The following is a 19,280-nucleotide window of genomic DNA, read 5'->3' as shown; positions in this document are numbered from 1 at the left end:
GGGCCCGACACCCCGCCACGTGATCTACCCGGCCGCCGGACGATCACACAGGCGATCACACCGACCCTCACACAGGCGATCACACAGGCGATCACACAGGTCAGGCGGGTTCCTGCTGCGCCGGGTCGGCGGGGGGCGGCGGGAGCGTCGGCGTGTTGGTCGACCGCGGTGGGAGCGGTGGCGGCCGCTCGCCGTCACCGCCGCCCCCGCCGCCGTCGTCGCCGCCGTCGCGGCCGGGGCCCTTGCTGACGCGCAGCGTGATGGTGGCGCCGGGTTCGGCGGAACCGGGGCCGGGCGACATCTCCGCCACGGTGCCCTCGTCGTACTCGCGGGACTCGACGCGCCCGCCGACATCGGTCCGGAAACCGGCGCCGCGGAGCTTGCCGATGGCGTCGCGCAGCTTCATCCCGCGCACGTCGGGGATTTTGATCCGTTCCTCGCCCGAGCCCTTGCTGAAGTAGAACGACGGCGGCCGGCGGAACGAGGACGCGTCCGTGCCCTTCAGCGCCCCGCGCATGCTCTGCTGCCAGATCGGCGCGGGGATCGTCGCCCCGTACACGGCGCCGTAACACCGGCCGTTCATGCACAGGCTCGTCATCGGGTGCTTGTAGCCGCCGCGCGGGTCGCCGACCCACACCGCCGAGGCGAGGTCCGGGGTGTACCCGGCGAACCATGCGGCGGAGAAGTCGTCGACGGTGCCGGTCTTGCCGGCGGCGTCGCGGCCGAGGCCCATCCCGCGTGCGGTGCCCTTGGTGATGACGCCGCTCAGCACGTGGTTGACGGCGTCCGCGACGCCCTTGTCCATCACCTGCTCGCAGTCGCGCGGCGGGACCTTCAGCTTCTTCCCGGACGCGTCGGTGATCTCCTTGATGGCGATCGGCTCGCAGTACTCGCCGCGGGCGCCGAACGCCGCGTAGGCCGCCGCCAGCCGCAGCGGGGAGACGGCGTTGAAGCCGAGCGTGAACGCCGGATACTGCTCCAGCGGCTTGCCGCTGGCCTGCGTCATCCCGAGGCGTTCGGCCATCTTGACGGTGTCGCAGAGGCCGACCTCCTTCTCCAGCGCGAGGAAGAAGGTGTTGACCGAATGGTGGGTCCCCGTGACGATGCTGAACTGCTTGCCGCCCTCGCCGTCCGCGGCGTTGCCCAGCGACGCGGTCGGGTCGCCGACCTTCTCGCCGTCGCAGTTGCGGAAGCCGACCGGGGTGTACTCGCGCGGCGCCATCAGGCGGGTACCGAAAGGCATGCCCTCGTCCAGCGCCGCGGCCAGCGTGAACGCCTTGAACGTGGATCCGGCCTGCATGCCGATGCTGGAGCCGTGGCTGGCGTCGGCGGCGAAGTTGATCCAGGTCTTGCCGCGCTCCTCGTCCGGGCCGAGCTCGCGGTCGACGACCATGGCCTTGATCTCGCCGGTGCCGGGCTCGACCATCGCCTCGGCGGCGGCCTTGTGGGCGGAGTTCTTGGGCGGGACGTGCTCGTCCACGGCGCGCTGCGCCGCCTTCTGGGCCTGCCGGTCCATCGTGGTGCGGATCGTCAGCCCGCCCCGTTTGAGGAGTTTCTCCCGCTCCTTGGCGGTCTCGCCGAACACCGGGTTGATGAGGATCTCGCGCTGGACGTAGTCGCAGAAGAACGGGGCGTCGCTGGACACGCAGCCGCTCCGGACGTTCTGGACGTCCAGCTTGACGGGCTGCTCCTTGGTCTTCTCCGCCTTGCCGGGGTCGAGCCAGCCGAGCTCGGCCATCCGGTCCAGGACGACGTCGCGGCGCTGCCGGGCCGCGTCGGAATGCCGGGTCGGGTCGTAGGCGTAGGGGTAGCGGATGACGCCGGCGAGCAGCGCCGCCTCGGCGAGGTTCAGCTCGGAGGCGTGCTTGGAGAAGTAGTGCCGGGACGCCGCCTCGATGCCGTAGGCGCCGTCGCCGTAGTAGGCGATGTTGAGGTAGCGCCGCAGGATCTCGTCCTTGGTGAACCGCTCCTCCACCGCGACCGCGTACCGCAGCTCGCGGATCTTCCGCGCGGCGGTGATCTCCTTGGCCCGCTTGCGCTCCGTGTCGGAGTCGGCCTGGGCGAGCAGCAGGTTCTTCACGTACTGCTGGGTGATGCCGGAGCCGCCCTGCTCCACCGAGCCGTGGCTGAGGTTGCTGGCCAGCGCCCGCAGCGTGCCCTGCACGTCGATGGCGCCGTGCTCGTAGAAACGGCTGTCCTCGATGGCCAGGACGGCCTTCTGCAGGACCGGTGCGATCTTCTCCAGCGGGACGTCCACCCGGTTCTGGTAGAAGAACGTGGCGATGGTGCGGCCGTCCTCGGACAGAATCCTGGAGCGCTGCGGGACGCCGGAGGTCGTCAGCCCGTCCGGTTCGGTCTGGAACCAGTCCGCGGCGTCGCGGGCGCCGACGCCGGCCGTGCACGCGGTGGGCAGCAGCATGAGCGCGACGATGAAGCCGGCGAGACCGCCGAGCGCCCCCAGCCCGCGGACCGCGCGGGCCTTCTCTTCGCGCGTGGTGGACGCGGTGAGGATCCGGCGGGGGTGGCGAGGCCGCGCGGGACCGCCGAGGGGACCCTCTCCTGCATCCGGATTCCCTGCGTCATCTTCGGCCCCAGCCAGCACGCGCTTAGCGTAAACGTGCATCTCCGGCCGGACCACCCCATCTTCGATGTTCCGGTCGAAATCGCCCAGATTGCCGCCCGGGTCAGTCGTGCGGCGCTCGTCGCTCCCAGGCTCGGACACGATCGCGGAATACCCGAGATACCGCCCGCAATTCGGACTCCGGATCGAGTCCCCGCTCCGCGGCCTCCCGGACGAGCTCGAAAAGCCGGACGCCCAGGTCGGCCCCCGCGCCTTCGCCGTTCCCCGGCACGCCTCCGCCGTTCCCCGGCACGCCTTCCGGGGTGCCTTCGGACGCGCCGCCGGGGTCCGCCGCCGCGAGGTCGGCCGCGAGTCCGGCCGGGGCCTTCATCCGCGCGGCGCGGCGCTGGAGCTGCGCGGCCAGCGACAGCGCGGGCTGCCCCATCGGAACGCCGTCGAGCGCCGACGCCTCCGCGCCGCTCTTCTCCGCCCGCTCGGCCGCCTTGATCTGCTCCCAGTTGGCGTTGACCTCGTCGGCGCCGGAGACCGTCACGTCCCCGAACACGTGCGGATGGCGGCGGACGAGCTTGTCGACGATCCCGCCCGCCACGTCGTCGATGGTGAACGCGGTCTCGTCGTCGCGTTCGGCGGCCACCACCGAATGGAACGCGACCTGCATCAGCACGTCGCCCAGTTCCTCCCGCAACGCGCCGAGGTCGCCGGACTCGACGGTGTCGAGGACCTCGTACGCCTCTTCCAGCAGGTACGGGACGAGCGTGGCGTGGGTCTGCTTGCGGTCCCACGGGCACTCGCGGCGCAGCGTGTCCATCACCGACACCAGGTCGAGCAGCCGCGCGCCGGGCAGGTCGTAGGACCCGTGCAGAACCTCCACGTCCAGCGGGTCGTTCACGACCAGGGTGCCGATCTCGCGCATCAGCGGCTCGTCGCCCTCCGGCGCGGCCACCCACACGACGTCCCCGCTCCGCGCGTCCGCCACCAGCCGGGACGCGTCGGGCGCGTCGACCACCTCCGGGACGATCCCGGCGTCGAGGAGGGGCGCCAGCAGCGGGTGCCCGTCACGGAGCCGGACGGCACCGGCCGACCGGAGCGCGTCCCAGGCACGCCAGGTCAGCAGGCCCGGCGCCACCCGGTGCGTGGTGGCGAGCAGTGTCAGGCTCATTCGCCTCAGATACCCGAATCGGGGCTGGACAGCCGGTGCTCCGCAGGGTTGACCTCGAACTTGCCGGGGTCGTAGCTCCCGTACCGCGGGCTGATCTCGATCTTCATGCCGTCCGCGGTGCGCCGGAACAGGTCGTTCCACTTCTGCCCGGCCTGCTGCGTAGCCGGGTCGAACCGGTTGTTCAGGTTCGCCCCGAAGCGCTCCATCACCGCGATCTGCGTGGCGACCAGGCGCGCCAGGTCGCGGGTGCGCTCACGCGGCAGCCCGCTCGCCAGCGTGACCGACTCGGCACCGCCCTGCCGGTTCAGGCCCTCGACGGCCTGGTCGACCCGTCCCCGGGTGATCTCGACGCCCGTCTCCTCGGCCACCTCCTCGGCGACCCGGAAGTTGATCAGCAGGGTGAGCGCGCCCCGCAGGTCGGACTCGGAGTCGCCGGCGAGCTGCGGCGCCGGGTTCGCCGGGTTGGCGCGCAGCTCGTTGGCGGCCGGGTCCGTGCGGAACTGCTCCCGCCAGTCGCGGACGGTCTGGCTGAGGTCGGTGACGGTGATGCGGTCGCCGTCGACGAGGGCGGCGGTCCCCGCCTTCGGCGTCCCGCCGCAGCCGGCCAGCGCGCCGGCCGCCACCACGGCGGCCACCGCGACCTTCACGGACTTACCGAACACGGAAATTCCCATCTCATCGATCGATCGTCGGGGGCGCCTGAACACTACCGCCGTTGCCGGGGGGCGTCCCCCGGAGACGCTACCGCGCGGCGGTGGCCGGTGACGCCTCCAGGAACAGGGCCTCCACCAAGTCGGTGGCCCATCTCAGCAGTTCCTGGTCGCGCAGCGGCCGGCCGCCGAGCGGCGCGGTCTTCGGCGCCGGCACCAGCAGGGTGTCGGTCGCCGGCTTCAGGATGCTCTTCGGGTACAGCCGCTGCAGCCTGACCTGCTTGGAGTCGGCAAGGTGCACCGGCGTGAACTTGATGAAGCTGCCCTGGACGGTGACGTCGCCGAGCCCCGCCCTGCGCGCCTTCGCCCGGAACCGCGCCACCTCCAGCAGGTTCAGCACCGCGACGGGCAGCGGCCCGAACCGGTCCTTCAGCTCGTCGTGCACGGCGCCGATCTCGTCCTCGGACGTGATCGCGGCGATGCGCCGGTAGGCGTCCAGCCGGAGCCGCTCCCCCGGCACGTACTCGTGCGGCAGGTGCGCGTCCACGGGCAGCTCCACCTTCGTCTCGACGGCCTCCGGCTCCCGGCCGCCCTCCTTCAGGTCCCGGACGGCCTCCCCGACCATCCGCACGTACAGGTCGAACCCGACGCCCGCGACATGACCGGACTGCTCGGCGCCGAGGATGTTGCCGGCGCCGCGGATCTCCAGGTCCTTCATCGCGACGTACATGCCGGCGCCGATCTCGCTGTGCTGCGCCAGCGTCGCGAGCCGTTCGTGCGCGGTCTCGGTCAGCGGCTGCTCCGGCTGGTAGAGGAAGTAGGAGTACGCCCGCTCCCGGCCGCGCCCGACCCGTCCGCGCAGCTGGTGCAGCTGCGACAGCCCGTACATGTCGGCGCGGTCGACGATCAGCGTGTTGGCGTTCGGCACGTCCAGCCCGGACTCCACGATCGTCGTCGCGACCAGGACGTCGTAGTTGCGCTCCCAGAAGTCGACCATGACGCGTTCGAGTTCCTGCTCGTTCATCTGGCCGTGCGCGATGCCGATGCGCGCCTCCGGGACGAGGTTCGCCAGGTTCGCCGCGACCTTGTTGATCGAGCGGACCCGGTTGTGCACGAAGAACACCTGGCCCTCGCGCAGCAGCTCGCGGCGGATCGCGGCGGCGATCTGCTTCTCCTCGTACGGGCCGACGAACGTCAGGACGGGATGCCGCTCTTCCGGCGGGGTCAGGATCGTCGACATCTCACGGATGCCGGTCAGTCCCATCTCCAGCGTCCGCGGGATCGGCGTCGCCGACATCGCCAGGACGTCCACCTGCGTCCGGAGGCGCTTCAGCTCCTCCTTGTGCTCGACGCCGAACCGCTGCTCCTCGTCGATGATCACCAGGCCGAGGTTCTTGAACCGCGTCTGCGACGACAGGATGCGGTGCGTGCCGACGACCACGTCCACGGTGCCGTCCGACAGGCCGCGCAGCGTCTCCTCGATCTCCGTGCCGGACTGGAACCGGCTGATCGGCTTCATCACGACGGGGAACGCCGCGAACCGCTCGGTGAACGTCGACATGTGCTGCTGCACCAGCAGCGTCGTCGGCACCAGCACCGCGACCTGCTTGCCGTCCTGGACGGCCTTGAACGCGGCGCGCACCGCGATCTCGGTCTTGCCGTAGCCGACGTCGCCGCAGATCAGCCGGTCCATCGGGACGGGCCGCTCCATGTCCTGCTTCACCTCGTCGATGGCGGCGAGCTGGTCGGGCGTCTCCACGTAGGGGAACGCGTCCTCCAGCTCCCGCTGCCACGGGGTGTCGGCGCCGAACGGGTGACCGGGGCTCGCCATCCGCGCCGAGTACAGCCGGATCAGTTCCCCGGCGATCTGCTTGACGGCCTTGCGGGCGCGGGACTTGGCCTTCTGCCAGTCGGCGCCGCCGAGCCGGTGCAGGCTCGGCGCCTCACCGCCGACGTACCGGGTCAGCTCCTCCAGCTGGTCGGTCGGGACGAACAGCCGGTCGCTCTTGGCGTACTCCAGGATGAGGTACTCGCGGGTGGCGCCCTGCACCGTCCGGCTGACCATCTCCACGTACCGTCCGACGCCGTGCTGCTCGTGCACCACGTAGTCGCCGGCCTTGAGCTGCAGCGGGTCGATGCCGCCGCGCCGCCGCGACGGCATGCGCCGCGCGTCCTTGGTGGACGACTTCTGCCCGGACAGGTCGGTCTCGGTCAGCACGGCGAGCTTGACCGACTCCCAGATGAACCCGGTCTCCAGCAGCCCGGTCGCCACGTTGACCAGGGACGGCTCGGGCGGCCCGGCGACGTCGGTGAGCCGCGCGCCGAGGCCCTCCTCCCCGACGAGCTGGACGAGCCGCTCGGCGGGCCCGTGCCCGGCGGTGACCAGCACGACGCGCCAGCCGCCGTCGATCCAGCCCTTGAGGTCACCCACGACGCGCGTGGTGTCGCCCCGGTAGGCTTCCGCCGCCTGCACCCCGAGGTTCAGCGCGTCGCCTGTCTCTTCCAGGGGGGACGCCCCCCCTGACCCCGCCGTGCTTTCTTCGCCCCGCATTCCGGGGTTCAGAGCCGTCACGCTCCACCGCGGCAGACCCAGCTCCGCGCTGTGCGCGCGGACGTCCTCCAGTGACCGGAACGCGGCGGCGCCGAGGTCGATCGGCGCCTCTCCCCCGGCGGCGGCGTTGACCCAGCTCGCCTCCAGGAACTCCTGGCTCGTCCGGACCAGTTCGGCGGAGCGCGTGCGGATGCGCTCCGGCTCGCACACCAGCAGCACCGACCCGTCCGGGAGCAGGTCGGTCAGCAGCTCCATGCCCTCCGCGAGGACGGGCGAGAACGCCTCCATGCCCTCCACGGTGTCGCCGTCGGCGATCCGGCCGAGGATCTCCTCCAGGGCCGGGTGCTCCCCGGCGAGCCGCTTCGCCCGCTCCCGCACCTTCGCGGTCAGGGGCAGCTCCCGGCACGGAGGCGCCCACAGCCCGCCTTGCGCGACCTCGAGGGAACGCTGGTCGGCGGCTTTGAAGTAGCGGATCTCCTCGACCGTGTCGCCCCAGAACTCCACCCGCAGCGGGTGCTCCTCGGTGGGCGGGAACACGTCCAGGATGCCGCCGCGCACGGCGATCTCGCCGCGCTTCTCCACCAGGTCGACGCGGTGGTACCCGGCGTCCACGAGGTTCCGGACGGCGTCGTCCATGTCGGCGTCCTCGCCGGTCGCCAGCCGCACCGGCTCAAGGTCGGCGAGCCCGGACACGATCGGCTGGAGCACCGCGCGGATCGGCGTCACGACGACGTCCAGCGCCCCGCCCTTGCCGGTGTCCGGGGAGTCCCCGGCGGCGCCTGTGCGGGATGCGCCTGTGTGGACCGCGTCCGGGTGGACGAGGCGGCGCAGGACCGCCAGCCGCTGCCCGACCGTGTCCGACCGCGGCGACAGCTTCTCGTGCGGCAGCGTCTCCCACGCCGGGAAATGCGCTACCCGGCCCGGGTCGAGGAGGCTCGACAGCGCCGCCGTCAGGTCCTCGGCCTCGCGGCCGGTCGCGGTCACCGCGAGCACGGCGCCGCTGCTCGCCGGGGCGCCACCGCGTGCACGGATGGTACGGGTCAGCGCCGCGGCCAGGATCGGCCACAGGGAGGGGGGCGCGACGACCTCGGTGTCCACGCGCACCTGTTCGAGGGCGCGCTCCAGACCGGGATCGGTGCACGCAAGGTCAACAAGTCCAGAAAGCGTCATCTTCGCCCGCTAATTCGCCATTCACCCCGTAGCAGGGCAGCCCGAAAACCCGGAAACCCAGCCGGGTCCCGGTAACCGCCTACCAGGGTACGCGCCCGTGGGCGCGTATGGTCAGGCGACCGTGCAGAGCAAGGGGGTGCACGCAGGGCGACACGGGCGTTACCAAGGATAGGCAAATAGCAGACGGAGCGCAGTCAGGCGATTACGCTGCGAAACTGTGACCGAACTGCGTACGCCGCCGGTCAACGACGGCGATCTCTTCTCAGAACGCGCTCGCCAGTACGCCCTAGAGAAGCCCCTGCAGCGGATCCACATCCTGGAGGCGGGCTGCGGCTGGGGGACGAGCCTGGACCTCGGCGACCGCGAACACCACGTCACGGGGGTCGACATGGACGTCCCCGACCTCCGCGCCTACACCTGCGAGCGGCCCGACCTGGACGCCTGGCACCTCGGCGACCTGCGCACCGTCCCGCTGCCGCCGCGCGCCTACGACATCGTGCACGCCTCTCACCTGATCGAGCGCATTCCGCACGCCGAGCTGGTGCTCGACCGGTTCGTCGCCGCGCTGAAACCCGGCGGGCTGCTGCTGGTGCACCTGCGCGACCGCAACACCGCGTTCGGCTTCCTGGACCGGGCGCTCCCGCGGTGGCTGCACGTCTCCGGCCGCCGCCGGCGGCGCACCCGTCCCGGACGGGGCCCGCGCGGCGCCCACGCCCGCATCGCGTACACGACCGGGGACGGCGTACCCGGGAGCGGGGGCAGCGCGTCCGGAGACGGCGCACCCGGGAAGGGCGCTTCCGGGAACGGCATGTCCAGAGGGGGCGCCGAGCGCGGTGCCGGGCACGCCGAGATCGCGGGCACCGAGACCCCCGCACGGCCCGTGACCCGGCCGGCGGTCCGGACGAGCCCGCCCCCGGCGACCTACGACCGCGTCGCGTCCCGCTCGGGCATCCAGTGGTACTGCGTGATGCGCGGGCTGGTGATCTCCGAGGAGTACACGTCCCGGCAGGCCATCGACGCGCTCGGGGCCGGAACCGGCCCCGCCGAGCTGCTGTGCCGCCTGGTGTCGGCGCTCAGCCGGGGACGCCTCACCGCAGACCACAGCGAGGTCACGTTCGTCATCCGCAAACCCGAGAACCGTTTCGCCCGGGTCATCTGAGCCCCCGCACGCGCGGGGGAAGGTGCGTACTCCCAGGCCGGCGCAGTATTTTCCCTGCGGAGACCCCCATGCACACGGACCAGCCCGGCCTCCGCGCCGGGCGGGATCGGAGATCGCGGTGACCGCCGAAGCCGGCCTTTCCGACACGCTGCGCGACCTGCCCGTCTGGACACCGGATCCGGTGGAGCTCGCCGACCTGGAGCTGATTCTGGCCGGTGTGTACCGCCCGCTGACCGGCTTCCTCGGCTCGTTCGACGCCGCCATGGTGATCGCCGGCGGCCGGCTGGCCGACGGCACCCCGTGGCCGGTCCCGGTCACCCTGTCGGTCCCGAAGGAGCTGACCGAGCACGAGCGGGTCGTCCTGCAGGACCCGGAGGGCGTGCCGCTCGCCGTCCTGCGGGTGGCCGAGGTGTGGCAGGACCCGACGAGCCAGGCATGGCGGCTCGCCGGGCCGCTGGAGGCCCTCCGCGCCCCCGCCCACGGGCCGTTCCACAGCCTGCGCCGCCGCCCCGACGAACTCACCCCCCGCGAGGGCACGGTCCTCGGAGTGGCCACCCGCGGCTTCCTGCACCGCAAGCAGCTCGGGCAGCTCCGGCAGGTCGCCGAGCGGCTCGACGCGGAGGTCCTCGTCCTGCCGATGCTGAGCGGCGAGCACGACGAGTCCCTCGTCCGGGCCCTGCTGGGCGTCCGCAGGGAACTGCCGGACGGCGCCCGGATCATCCCCGTTCCGCTCCCGGCCCGCGGCGGCGCGGACGTCCAGGACGAGCGCGACGTGCTCCTGCACGCGCACATCGCGGCCGCGTACGGCGCCACCCACCTGCTCGCCGACCGCGAGATCGAGGGCACCGCGATCCCGGTCGCGGTACCCGAGCCGTGGGCCTACGACGCCGACGTGGAGGTCTGGCGGCCGGTCGCGCGGATCGAGCCCGACCACGTCCAGGCGGAGCTGACGCCCGGGCGGCTCGGCGAGCTGCTGGACGCCGGTGAACCCGTCCCCGACTGGTTCACCCCGCCCGCCGTCGCGGCCGAACTGGCGCTGGCGCGTCCCCCCAAGCTCTCCCGCGGCATCACGGTGTTCTTCACCGGCCTGTCCGGCTCCGGGAAGTCCACGGTCGCGCGCGGCCTGGCCGACGCCCTGATCGAGCGCGGCGGCCGGACGGTCACGCTGCTGGACGGCGACGTCGTGCGGCGGATGCTGTCGGCGGGCCTGACCTTCTCCCGCGACGACCGGGACCTCAACATCCGGCGGATCGGTTTCGTCGCCGCGGAGATCACCCGGCACGGGGGCACCGCGATCTGCGCACCGATCGCGCCGTACGCGGCGACCCGCGCGGAGGTGCGCCGGATGGTGTCCGCCGTGGGCGACTTCATCCTCGTGCACGTCGCGACGCCGCTGGAGGAGTGCGAGCGCCGGGACCGCAAGGGCCTGTACGCCAAGGCGCGCGCGGGCCTGATCCCGGAGTTCACCGGCATCTCCGACCCCTACGAGGAGCCCGAGGACGCCGACCTGACCCTGGACACCTCGCGGCTGGCACCGGACGAGGCGGTCGGCAAGGTCCTCGATCTGCTGGTGGAGGGCGGCTGGGTGCGGCCCGCCTAGCGCCCCGGCCGCCCCGGCCGCCCCGGCCGCCCCATCGGACGCAGATCGTCCGACCCGTCCCGTTTGCACCTCCGAGCCCGGGTTACGACACCCGGGTCAGGTGCTTTAGGGTATACGCGAGTTTTCCTACATATCTGGTAGGTCATGCCGATGGACTTCGATTGGGCGATGGCGCTGGGCTCGTTCCTCGTCGCCATCATCGTCGGGCTGACCGGTATGGGCGGCGGCGCCCTGATGACGCCGATGCTCGTGACGTTCTTCGGCGTCAGCCCGCTTGCAGCCGTGTCCAGCGACCTGGTGGCCGCCGCGGTCATGAAGCCCGTCGGCAGCGCGGTGCACTACCGCCAGGGCACCATCGACATGCGGCTGGTCGGCTGGCTCTGCGCCGGGTCCGTGCCCGCCGCGTTCTCCGGCGTCCTGCTCGCCAAGGCCCTGGGCCGCGGCGGCTCGGTCGAGGACGTCATCAGCATCGCGATGGGCGTCGCGCTGATGGTCGCGGCGGGCGGGCTCGTGCTGCGCGCCTACATGTCCCACCGGCGGCGGGGCGAAGCCCCCGACGAGAAGGGGGAGGCCCCCGAGATCGAGGTCCGCCCACTGCCGACCCTGCTGGTCGGCCTGGTCGGCGGGCTCGTCGTCGGCATCACCTCGGTCGGCTCCGGCTCCCTGATCATCGTCGCGCTGCTCGCCCTCTACCCGGCGCTCAAGGCCAACCAACTCGTCGGCACCGACCTCCTCCAGGCCGTCCCGCTGGTCTTCGCGGCCGCCATCGGCCACCTGCTCTTCGGCGACTTCCGGATGGAGGTCACCACCGCCCTGCTCGCCGGCTCCATCCCCGGCGTCTACCTCGGCTCGAAGATCTCCGCACGCGCCCCGAGCACCCTCATCCGCCGCTTCCTGATCCTGGTCCTGGTCGCGTCCTCGCTGAAGATGTTCGGCATGGGCGCCGTCCCAATGGGATGGACCCTCCTCGCCCTGGTCACCGCCACGGTCGCCGCCCGGCTCTACCTGCGACGCCGCACCCCCGCCCCGGCCACCGGACCCACCGGGCCGCCGCGATCGCAATCACCCGCCGTCCGCTGAGGGCGGTCGATTTCCGATCGCGGGCGCCCGTCCGGCCGGGCAATGGCACGAATCGGCGATCGCACGGACGGCAAATCCGTAGAATCGCCCCATCAGCGCTGTTCATCCCCATCAGGAGGCCGTCCGTGCAAGCCCTGCCGGTCCGCCGCGTCGCGATCGCGATTGCGGCGGCGGCTCTACTTACGCCGCTGGGCGCCCCCGGCGCCGTCGCCGCGGCGCCTAGCGGCATCGATCTCGAGGACGTGGTCGTGAGCCTCGCCGAGAACGGCGGGCTCTACATCGCCCCCGGCGTCCAGGACCTCAGTGACGTCCAGCTCGACAAGCTGCGCAGCCCATTGGAGAGCGCCGACCTCCCGGTGTACATCGCGATCTTCCCAGCCGGGACGATCCCCGACCGGGCCACCGCCTACAACCGGCTGATCGTGGACATCCACGATGAGGTCAAGCGCAAGGGCACCTACGCCGTCGTGGTCGGCGGGAAGCTGCGGGCCTACTCGTGGAGCGTCCCGCCGCGCACGACCGCGAAGGCGTGGGCGGGCGCGAAGAAGAACGGCGGCGGGAGCCTGATCAACGAACTCTCGCTGTTCGCACGCAACGCGGGCGGCGCGAAGCCCGGCAAGCCCGGCCCGGGGCCGGACATCGGGACGGAGAGCCCCATGGCCACGCCCATGCCCGAGCTCGGCGAGGAGGTCACGGACAAGCCCGGCAGCGCGTCGGGGCCGATCGGCGAGGAGGGCGGCGCCCCGGTCGGCCTGATCGCCGGCGGCACGGCGGCCGTGGCCGCGGCCGCCGGCGGCGCGGTGTTCCTGCTCCGCCGCAGGCGGCGGCCGGCCGCGGCCGCGGCGGGCGGGCCCGCGCCCGGCGCCGGCCAACCGGGCGGCCCCCCCGGCACGCCGGGCCGGGACGGCACGGGTGGCCCCGATGCCGCCGCGCAGGCGCCGCCCGCACCGGGCACCGTGCCCCCGGACGCCCCGCGACCCGCCGGCCCCGCCTCCGGTGGTCCCACTACTGGCGACGACCTTCCGCCGACCGTCTGATGGCCGCGCTCATCGCCTTATGCGCCCTGGGCGTGGTCCTGGCGTTCGTCATCGGGTACGCCTGGGCGAGCCGTCCGTGGGGCACCCAGACGGCAGCGGCCGTGCGGCTGCGCGACGCCCGTACGCAGCTCGACGAAACCCTCGGCCCGATCGGCTCCTTCGTCGCCTTCCTCGGCGCGGGCGCGTTCCTGGTGACCGCGGCATCCCTGCTTCTCGGCGAGCTGTGCCAGCGGCTCCTCTCGGCTCATGACGTCCCGATGTTCAACCTCGCGCAGCGCACCGCCCGGTCCGGCGCGTGGACGGACGCGATGGAGGTCATCACCCAGTCGGGGAACGTGTGGCCGACCCGGTACGTCGGGTTGGCCGGGGCGCTCGTCCTCACGCTCGTCGCCATCCGGACGCGCCGCCGCCCGTGGGTGCCGATGCTGCTGATCGGCACGGTCATCCTGGTGGAGCGCTTCCAGCAGACCGCGCTCGGCGCACTGGTCGACCGCGGCCATCCGCCGACGACGTTGGGGACCTACCCGTCGGGCGGATGCGCCCGGCTGATCTCGATCTACGGCACGATCGTGCTGATGACGCTGTGCTACCTGCGGGCGGGTCCGCGGGTGCGCGCCCTCGTGTGGGGCATGCTCGCCGCCTTCGCGTTCCTGGAGGGGTACACGCGCTGGTACCTCAGCATGCACTGGATCACCGACGTGTACGGCGGCTGGATCTACGGCTACGCGCTGCTGGCCGTGGCCATGTTCGCAGGCCGGTCGCTGCTCGCCGAGAACGCGGACCGGGAGCCGTCCGGGCACGGCGAGCGCGAGCCGGTCAGGGCGGCGTCAGACGATTGAAGTCCGGCATTTTGGCGACCTGCCGAAATGCATGCGCCGAGGCGCCCGTGGTGTTCCACCTCGTGTCCCCCACGGGCGTCTTCGGCGACTCGAAATACAGGAGACCCTTCAGCCGCGGATAGTCGGGAAGCTGGCGCGGGACGGACGCGAAGAAGCGCCGGCTGAAATCGGGATCGTTCTTGCGGTTCACAGTGCCCCACTCGGCGAGCATGAGCGGCTTCGTCGGGAATCGCACCGACGCCCACGTATAAAATCCCGGCCATTTCGGATAATCCGGGCGCGTCTTGTTGACCAATGTCGCAAAATCGCTCACCCACTTGTCCGCGTACAGGTCGGCGGCCACCCAGTCGATCACGTCGTCGCCCGGATAGAGGTCGTTGAACCAGGGCTGCGACCCCCAGTTAGGGACCCCCATGTAGGCCATCACGGTCACCGCGTTGTCCGCGCCTCCGGCCCGCAGCCGCTTGATCACGTGCCGGACCATGGCGCGGTAGTCGCCGGCGGTGTACCCCGACCCGCGCGACGGCCGGACCTCCTCCTCGGGCTCATGGTGGACGGCGAGGAAGAACCGGTGCGGATGGGCGGCGCGGATGCGGCGGGCGATGTCGTCGATGTGCTCGTCGACCACCGGGTCTCCGGCGGCGACCTGCGCCCAGGTCCTCCCCATCTCGGGCTTCCAGTTGAGGAACAGCAGCCGGCGGCGGCCGCCCTCGCGCGCCATCGCGATCTCGCGGTCGGTCGGGAAGATCTCCCCGTCCCGATGGTACAGGTGCACGGCGTCGGCGGGGTGGCGGGTCTTGTCCTCGAAGTCGGCGAGGGCCTTCTCCGTCGACTTGTTCATGAAGACGCCCGGCGCGACGCCCCACCACCGGCCGCACTCGGGGACCAGCCGGTCGGAGACCGCGCAGCCGGGATCTTCGGCGGAGTCACCGCCGATGGAGACACCGATCCCGACGCCCGCGGCCAGGACGACCGCGCCCGCACCCGCGCCGAGCGCCCAACGCCCCATCCTTGTCATGGCCATCAGAAAACAGACTCCCCCCGTCGAACGCGAAGGCCAGGCGTCCCCCGTATTCGGGGGACGCCCGGCCCTGGATCACTGCCGCGCTCAGGTCAGCCGACGAAAAGACCGCCGCCCCGCCAGTCTGCTGTACTGATCACGGTGGAACTTCCGCTCGGGGCGCCGTCGACGAACTTCACCGTGTTCAGCTTGCCGTCGCTGGCGACGTAGTAAAGCTTATCACCAGAAACAAACATCCCTCGGACATTTGTCCAGCCAGAGGACGCCGCGGTGTACTCAATGGCGCCGAGGACTCCGCTTTCCGGTGTGAAGTAGCGGTAGTACAGCGCCGAACTCCCGGACCTGGTGTAGTACATCCGGCCGTTGTCGAAGAACATCCCGAGCGTCCGGCCACCCGACGTCGAGCTGTAGAACTGCGGCTCGTTGCCCTTCCAGCGCGGCTCATCGGCATCCCATTCCGCGTCGGCGTAGGGGTTGGCGAGCTGCTCGGCGCCGACGGACGTGCCATCGAACGTGCGCTTGTACAGCTTGCCGTCGGACTTGGCGTACCAGAGGGCGCCGTCGATCAGCATCGTGCCCCGCACGTCCGACCAGTCCATGCCGCCCGAGACCGACTCGGTGACCGCGTCGCCGGCCGTCGTGCCGTCGAACGTGCGCGAGAGGAGCTCGTTGCGCTGCACGAGCGTCCCCGGCGCGGCGACGTAGACCTTGCCCGGGAGCTGCCCGGTCGCGTCCGCGGGCAGTGTCTTCCCGCCCTCGAACGGGAAGAAGCCGATCTTCCCGCGGAACTTGTGCGACGACGGCGGCAGGAAGTAGTTGGTGTCGCTGCCCACCCACAGGCCCTCGGAGGTCACCAGCAGCGACCACGCGCCGTCGCCGCGGGGGTCGCGGCCCGGGTTCCAGGAGAGCGGGACGCCGTTGCGCGGGTCGAGGGCGGCCAGGCCGGGCCGGGTCACCGCGCCGGGACCGGCGCTGTCCCTGCCGTAGGGGTTGTTGGACCAGCGGGGGTGCCCCCCGGCGAACACGGCCGATGCGGAGACGGTGACCGAGTCGATCGTGTCGCCGCCCGTCCAGTTCACCCATGCCGGCCGCACGTCCGAGCCGGTGGTGTCGTTGTCCCAGCGGGTGACGCTGTCGCAGAGCTGGGACGTGCCGTACGGGCCGCCGGTCGTGCCGACCACGACGAACTTGCCGTCCGGCGACATCGCCATGTCGCGCACGTAGCTGTTGAAGACGGTGTTGCACGTGGTGGCGAACCCGCTGGTCTTCCAGGTCGTGTCGAGCGAGTCGGAGGAGTCGCCGAGGTTGAGCCGGGCGAACTGCCGCCGCTCCTCACCGCCGGCCGTGCGGAAGTTCCCGATCGCGTACATCTTCTCGCCGTCCGGGGTGGCGGCGATCCGCCGGACGCGCGTGATGCCGCCGTTGTGCACACCGGTGAACGGGACGGTGCCGTACTTGGTCGACAACCCGCCCGTCGTCGGGCTGAGCGCCGCGAAACCCTTGCGCTTGATGCCCGCGATCTTGGTGAACTGCCCGGCGATGTAGAGGCGCCCGTGCGCCAGCTCGATGTCGTAGACGGCGCCGTGGCGGACCCCCGGCGTCCTCCAGGTGCCGTTGGCGACCTCCTGGCCGGTGCTCACGTCGATCCGGGCGAGCTTGGGCCTGGCATTGCCGTTGACCGTGTTGAACTTGCCGCCGACGAACACCGACTTGCCGTCCGGCGCGGGCTCGAGCGCCTCGACCACGCCGTCGAGCTGCGGCCGGAAGCTGGTGTCGAGGTGCTTGTTCCGCACGTCGATCGCCAGCAGGTTCGTCACGGGGTATGTCGTCGTGCCCTGCTTGACCGACTTGAACTTCCCGCCGACGATGATCTTGTCGCCGACCTTGGCCATCGCATAGACCACGCCGGCCCAGCCGCCCTGGTTCGGCTCGATGTTCGGGGTTCCGCCGTAGGGAATCTCACTGGGCATCTTCCCGGCGGTTTGCGCGGCACTGGCAACTGCCGCGACCTGGTGGTCTCCGGCGAACTGCGGGATGGTCACTAGACCGATCCCAGCCAATACCGTCGCCACGACCGCCGTATCACGACGCAGACGCGACACTTATGCCTCCTCGGCGGGGAATCCTCAGAAATCAGAAGTATTGACCAATGCGCCCATCGTGTCGCGGGGTACGGCGTCATGGGACGAGAGTTACCCGACTGATACTTATGGGGGGAGCCTGCGGTAGCATAGCGGTGGGTCGGCTCGACCACCAGGCCGCACCCCGTACGCGAACGGCACGGCGCGACGGTCTCCGGTCCCCGTGCACCGGTTCCACCACTGATGCCCACCGGCACGGAGATTGTCTGAATCACGTCGTCGCTCGCTATAGTGACCGCGACGCCACGCCCCCATCTCACCCGGCGACTTCCGGCCGCCAGCTCTGGCAGCCCGGCGGTCCGCGCGGCGTCGGGGGCGGTGACCGCGAAGGGACTGAAGTGTCGTCTAGTCCAGCACCCGCCAAAGAGTTCGTCGACTACACGGGGTTGATACGGCGGCGTTGGGGGATCATCGTGTGCTGCGCCTCGCTCATCTTCGCCGGCGTCGCCGCGTACACGTTCACGGTGGCCAAAACCTACACCGCCGAGGCCCAAGTCCTCGTGGCGCCCACCGGGTTCGACGACTCCGCCCCCGCGGCGTCCAAGAGCAAGACGGACGTCAACCTCGACACCGAGGCCCAGGTCGCCAAGTCGCTCGAGGTCGCCAAAGAGGCCAAGCGCCTGCTCAAGTACGACGACACCGAGAACCACCTGCTGTCGCACGTCACGGTCTCAGTCCCCCCGAACTCGGGCGTCCTGACCATCGCTTACACCGACGACAACCCCCGTGGCGCCGCGAACGGCGCGAACCTCTTCGCGCAGGCGTACCTGAACCAGCGCACGGCGTCCGCGCAGGCGAACCTGACGGACCAGATCAACATCATCAGCAAGAAGATCGAGGATCTCAGCAACAAGAACAAGATCCTGCTGGACCGGATCCCGCAGTACAGCGGCGCCAACCGCACCTACGCCCGCAGCCAGCAGCAGGTCATCAGCCGCCAGATCACTGCGCTGACCGGCCGCGTGAACTCCCTCAGCACCACGACCATCAACCCCGGCCGCATCATCAGCAACGCCTCCACACCCACGCAGCCCAGCGGCCCGAACGTGCCGCTGTTCCTCACCGGCGGCCTCATGGCGGGGCTACTGGCCGGGTTCGGCGTCGCCGCCACCCGCGACCGCCTTGACACCCGCCTGCGCAGAGCGGCGGACGTGGAGCGGATGCTCGACATGCCCGTTCTGCTGGAGCTCCACCCGGCCGGCAAGGGCGACCGGCTCGGGCTGCTGCCCGCCCGCAGCCGCAACGGGCAGGAAGTGCACGAGCTGAGCCACCAGCTCAATGCCGTCCTCGGGCACGGCAACCACGTGATCCTGGTGACGAGCGCCACCGACGGGCCCGGCGCGGGCCTGTCGGCCGCGAACCTGGCCGCGGCGCTCGCCCGCACCCAGTCCCGCGTGGTGCTCGTCTGCGCCGACCTGCACTCCCGGGAGTCGGCGCGGCTGACGGAGGCCCCGGCGAGCCCTGGGCTCGCCGAGGTCCTGCTCGGGGCGCGCCCGCTCCGCGAGGCGATGGTCCGCTCGCCCGTGCAGAAGCGGCTGTGGGTCGTCCCGCCCGGCATCGACACCGACCTCGCCTACGAGCAGCTTCAGACGCGGCAGATGGTCCATATCGTGGACCAGCTCCGCTCCAACACCGACTACGTCGTGATCGACGCACCGTCGACCAGCGCCAGCGCCGACGCGCAGGCCATCGCCGAGGCCGCCGACACCGCGCTGGTCGTCGTGGAGGTCCCCCAGGTCAGGCGCAAGGACGTCGAGGAGTCGGTGCGCGCGCTCGACAGGATGAGCGTCACGGTGCTCGGCATGCTCGTCGTCCCGGCCCAGCCGCACTCCGACACCGCCCACCCGCAGCCGCGCCGCGCCGCGCGGCCCGGGAAGGCCCCTGGCGCGGCGGCCGGCTCGGCCAAGTCCGGCGGCGTGGACCTCGAGGCCTTCGGAACCGGACCTGCGGACCGCACCATCGTCGATCTCAAACCGGTCACCCCACCGGTGCTCGACTTCGACGCGGAGCCCGGCACGAACCGGGAGACGGGCTCCGCCCCGGGTTCCGGCGCCGGCCGGGAGACGGGCCGGAACACGGGCCACCGCGCCAACACCGGTGCGGGTAGGACGAGCCGCCGCGCCGCACGGCCGGGCGGGCCCGCCAAGTCCACCACTGACTCGGACACCGAGCACCACACAAAGACCAATGGCGATGAGCCGGACACGACGTCGGTGATACCCCGCTACGGTTTGCACTCCGACCCGGAAGACCAATCCGACCGTCCCTGAACCGTTCCGCCGCGATCCGAGT

12 protein-coding genes are annotated in these 19,280 nt (G+C 71.5%); 6 read left to right on the top strand and 6 right to left on the bottom strand.

Annotation, left to right across the window (positions count from 1 at the left end; translation table 11 throughout):
* Window positions 1-100: 100 nt before the first annotated feature.
* The 4 genes from ACGFK0_RS04845 to mfd form a co-directional block, all read right to left on the bottom strand.
* Window positions 101-2,602, bottom strand: a complete 2,502-nt coding sequence (locus tag ACGFK0_RS04845; protein ID WP_392900209.1) for a penicillin-binding protein — start codon at window positions 2,600-2,602, stop codon at window positions 101-103.
* An 82-nt stretch (window positions 2,603-2,684) separates the two neighbouring features.
* Entirely contained in the window at window positions 2,685-3,740 is a 1,056-nt protein-coding gene (locus ACGFK0_RS04840) for a MazG family protein (RefSeq protein ID WP_392900207.1), read from the bottom strand.
* Between the two features lie 5 nt (window positions 3,741-3,745).
* Window positions 3,746-4,402, bottom strand: coding sequence for a hypothetical protein (locus ACGFK0_RS04835; protein WP_392900205.1), 657 nt, complete (start codon window positions 4,400-4,402; stop codon window positions 3,746-3,748).
* A 79-nt stretch (window positions 4,403-4,481) separates the two neighbouring features.
* Window positions 4,482-8,111: a transcription-repair coupling factor gene (gene mfd, locus ACGFK0_RS04830; RefSeq protein WP_392900202.1), complete on the bottom strand. Its 3,630-nt coding sequence runs from the start codon at window positions 8,109-8,111 to the stop codon at window positions 4,482-4,484.
* A 217-nt stretch (window positions 8,112-8,328) separates the two neighbouring features.
* Between mfd and ACGFK0_RS04825 the strand changes: the two genes are divergently transcribed.
* From ACGFK0_RS04825 to ACGFK0_RS04805, 5 genes are all read left to right on the top strand, one after another.
* The gene (locus ACGFK0_RS04825; RefSeq protein ID WP_392900200.1) at window positions 8,329-9,270 is read left to right on the top strand and encodes a class I SAM-dependent methyltransferase; all 942 of its coding nucleotides are present in this window, start codon (window positions 8,329-8,331) and stop codon (window positions 9,268-9,270) included.
* Window positions 9,271-9,388: 118 nt separating this feature from the next.
* Window positions 9,389-10,870 (top strand): adenylyl-sulfate kinase, encoded by a 1,482-nt coding sequence (gene cysC, locus ACGFK0_RS04820; RefSeq protein WP_392900197.1) that lies wholly within the window; start codon window positions 9,389-9,391, stop codon window positions 10,868-10,870.
* A gap of 150 nt (window positions 10,871-11,020) precedes the next feature.
* The gene (locus tag ACGFK0_RS04815) at window positions 11,021-11,950 is read left to right on the top strand and encodes a sulfite exporter TauE/SafE family protein (RefSeq protein WP_392900194.1); all 930 of its coding nucleotides are present in this window, start codon (window positions 11,021-11,023) and stop codon (window positions 11,948-11,950) included.
* A gap of 125 nt (window positions 11,951-12,075) precedes the next feature.
* Window positions 12,076-12,987, top strand: a complete 912-nt coding sequence (locus ACGFK0_RS04810; RefSeq protein WP_392900191.1) for a hypothetical protein — start codon at window positions 12,076-12,078, stop codon at window positions 12,985-12,987.
* Window positions 12,987-13,826 carry a phosphatase PAP2 family protein gene (locus ACGFK0_RS04805; protein ID WP_392900188.1) on the top strand — a complete coding sequence of 280 codons (840 nt, stop codon included), beginning with the start codon at window positions 12,987-12,989 and terminating at the stop codon, window positions 13,824-13,826. The genes ACGFK0_RS04810 and ACGFK0_RS04805 overlap by 1 nt, the downstream gene beginning before the upstream one ends.
* Here ACGFK0_RS04805 and ACGFK0_RS04800 read toward each other — a convergent pair.
* Window positions 13,804-14,850, bottom strand: a complete 1,047-nt coding sequence (locus tag ACGFK0_RS04800; RefSeq protein WP_392900185.1) for a hypothetical protein — start codon at window positions 14,848-14,850, stop codon at window positions 13,804-13,806. The two genes, ACGFK0_RS04805 and ACGFK0_RS04800, sit on opposite strands and share 23 nt — an antisense overlap.
* 89 nt (window positions 14,851-14,939) lie before the next feature.
* Window positions 14,940-16,817 carry a hypothetical protein gene (locus ACGFK0_RS04795; RefSeq protein WP_392900183.1) on the bottom strand — a complete coding sequence of 626 codons (1,878 nt, stop codon included), beginning with the start codon at window positions 16,815-16,817 and terminating at the stop codon, window positions 14,940-14,942.
* Between the two features lie 509 nt (window positions 16,818-17,326).
* On the opposite strand from ACGFK0_RS04795, the gene ACGFK0_RS04790 reads away from it, so the two are divergent.
* The gene (locus ACGFK0_RS04790) at window positions 17,327-19,258 is read left to right on the top strand and encodes a Wzz/FepE/Etk N-terminal domain-containing protein (RefSeq protein ID WP_392900180.1); all 1,932 of its coding nucleotides are present in this window, start codon (window positions 17,327-17,329) and stop codon (window positions 19,256-19,258) included.
* Window positions 19,259-19,280 lie beyond the last annotated feature (22 nt).

This window comes from Spirillospora sp. NPDC048823, assembly GCF_043198445.1.
Classification (GTDB): Bacteria; Actinomycetota; Actinomycetes; order Streptosporangiales; family Streptosporangiaceae; genus Spirillospora.
This window is presented reverse-complemented; position numbering and strand designations above follow the sequence as displayed.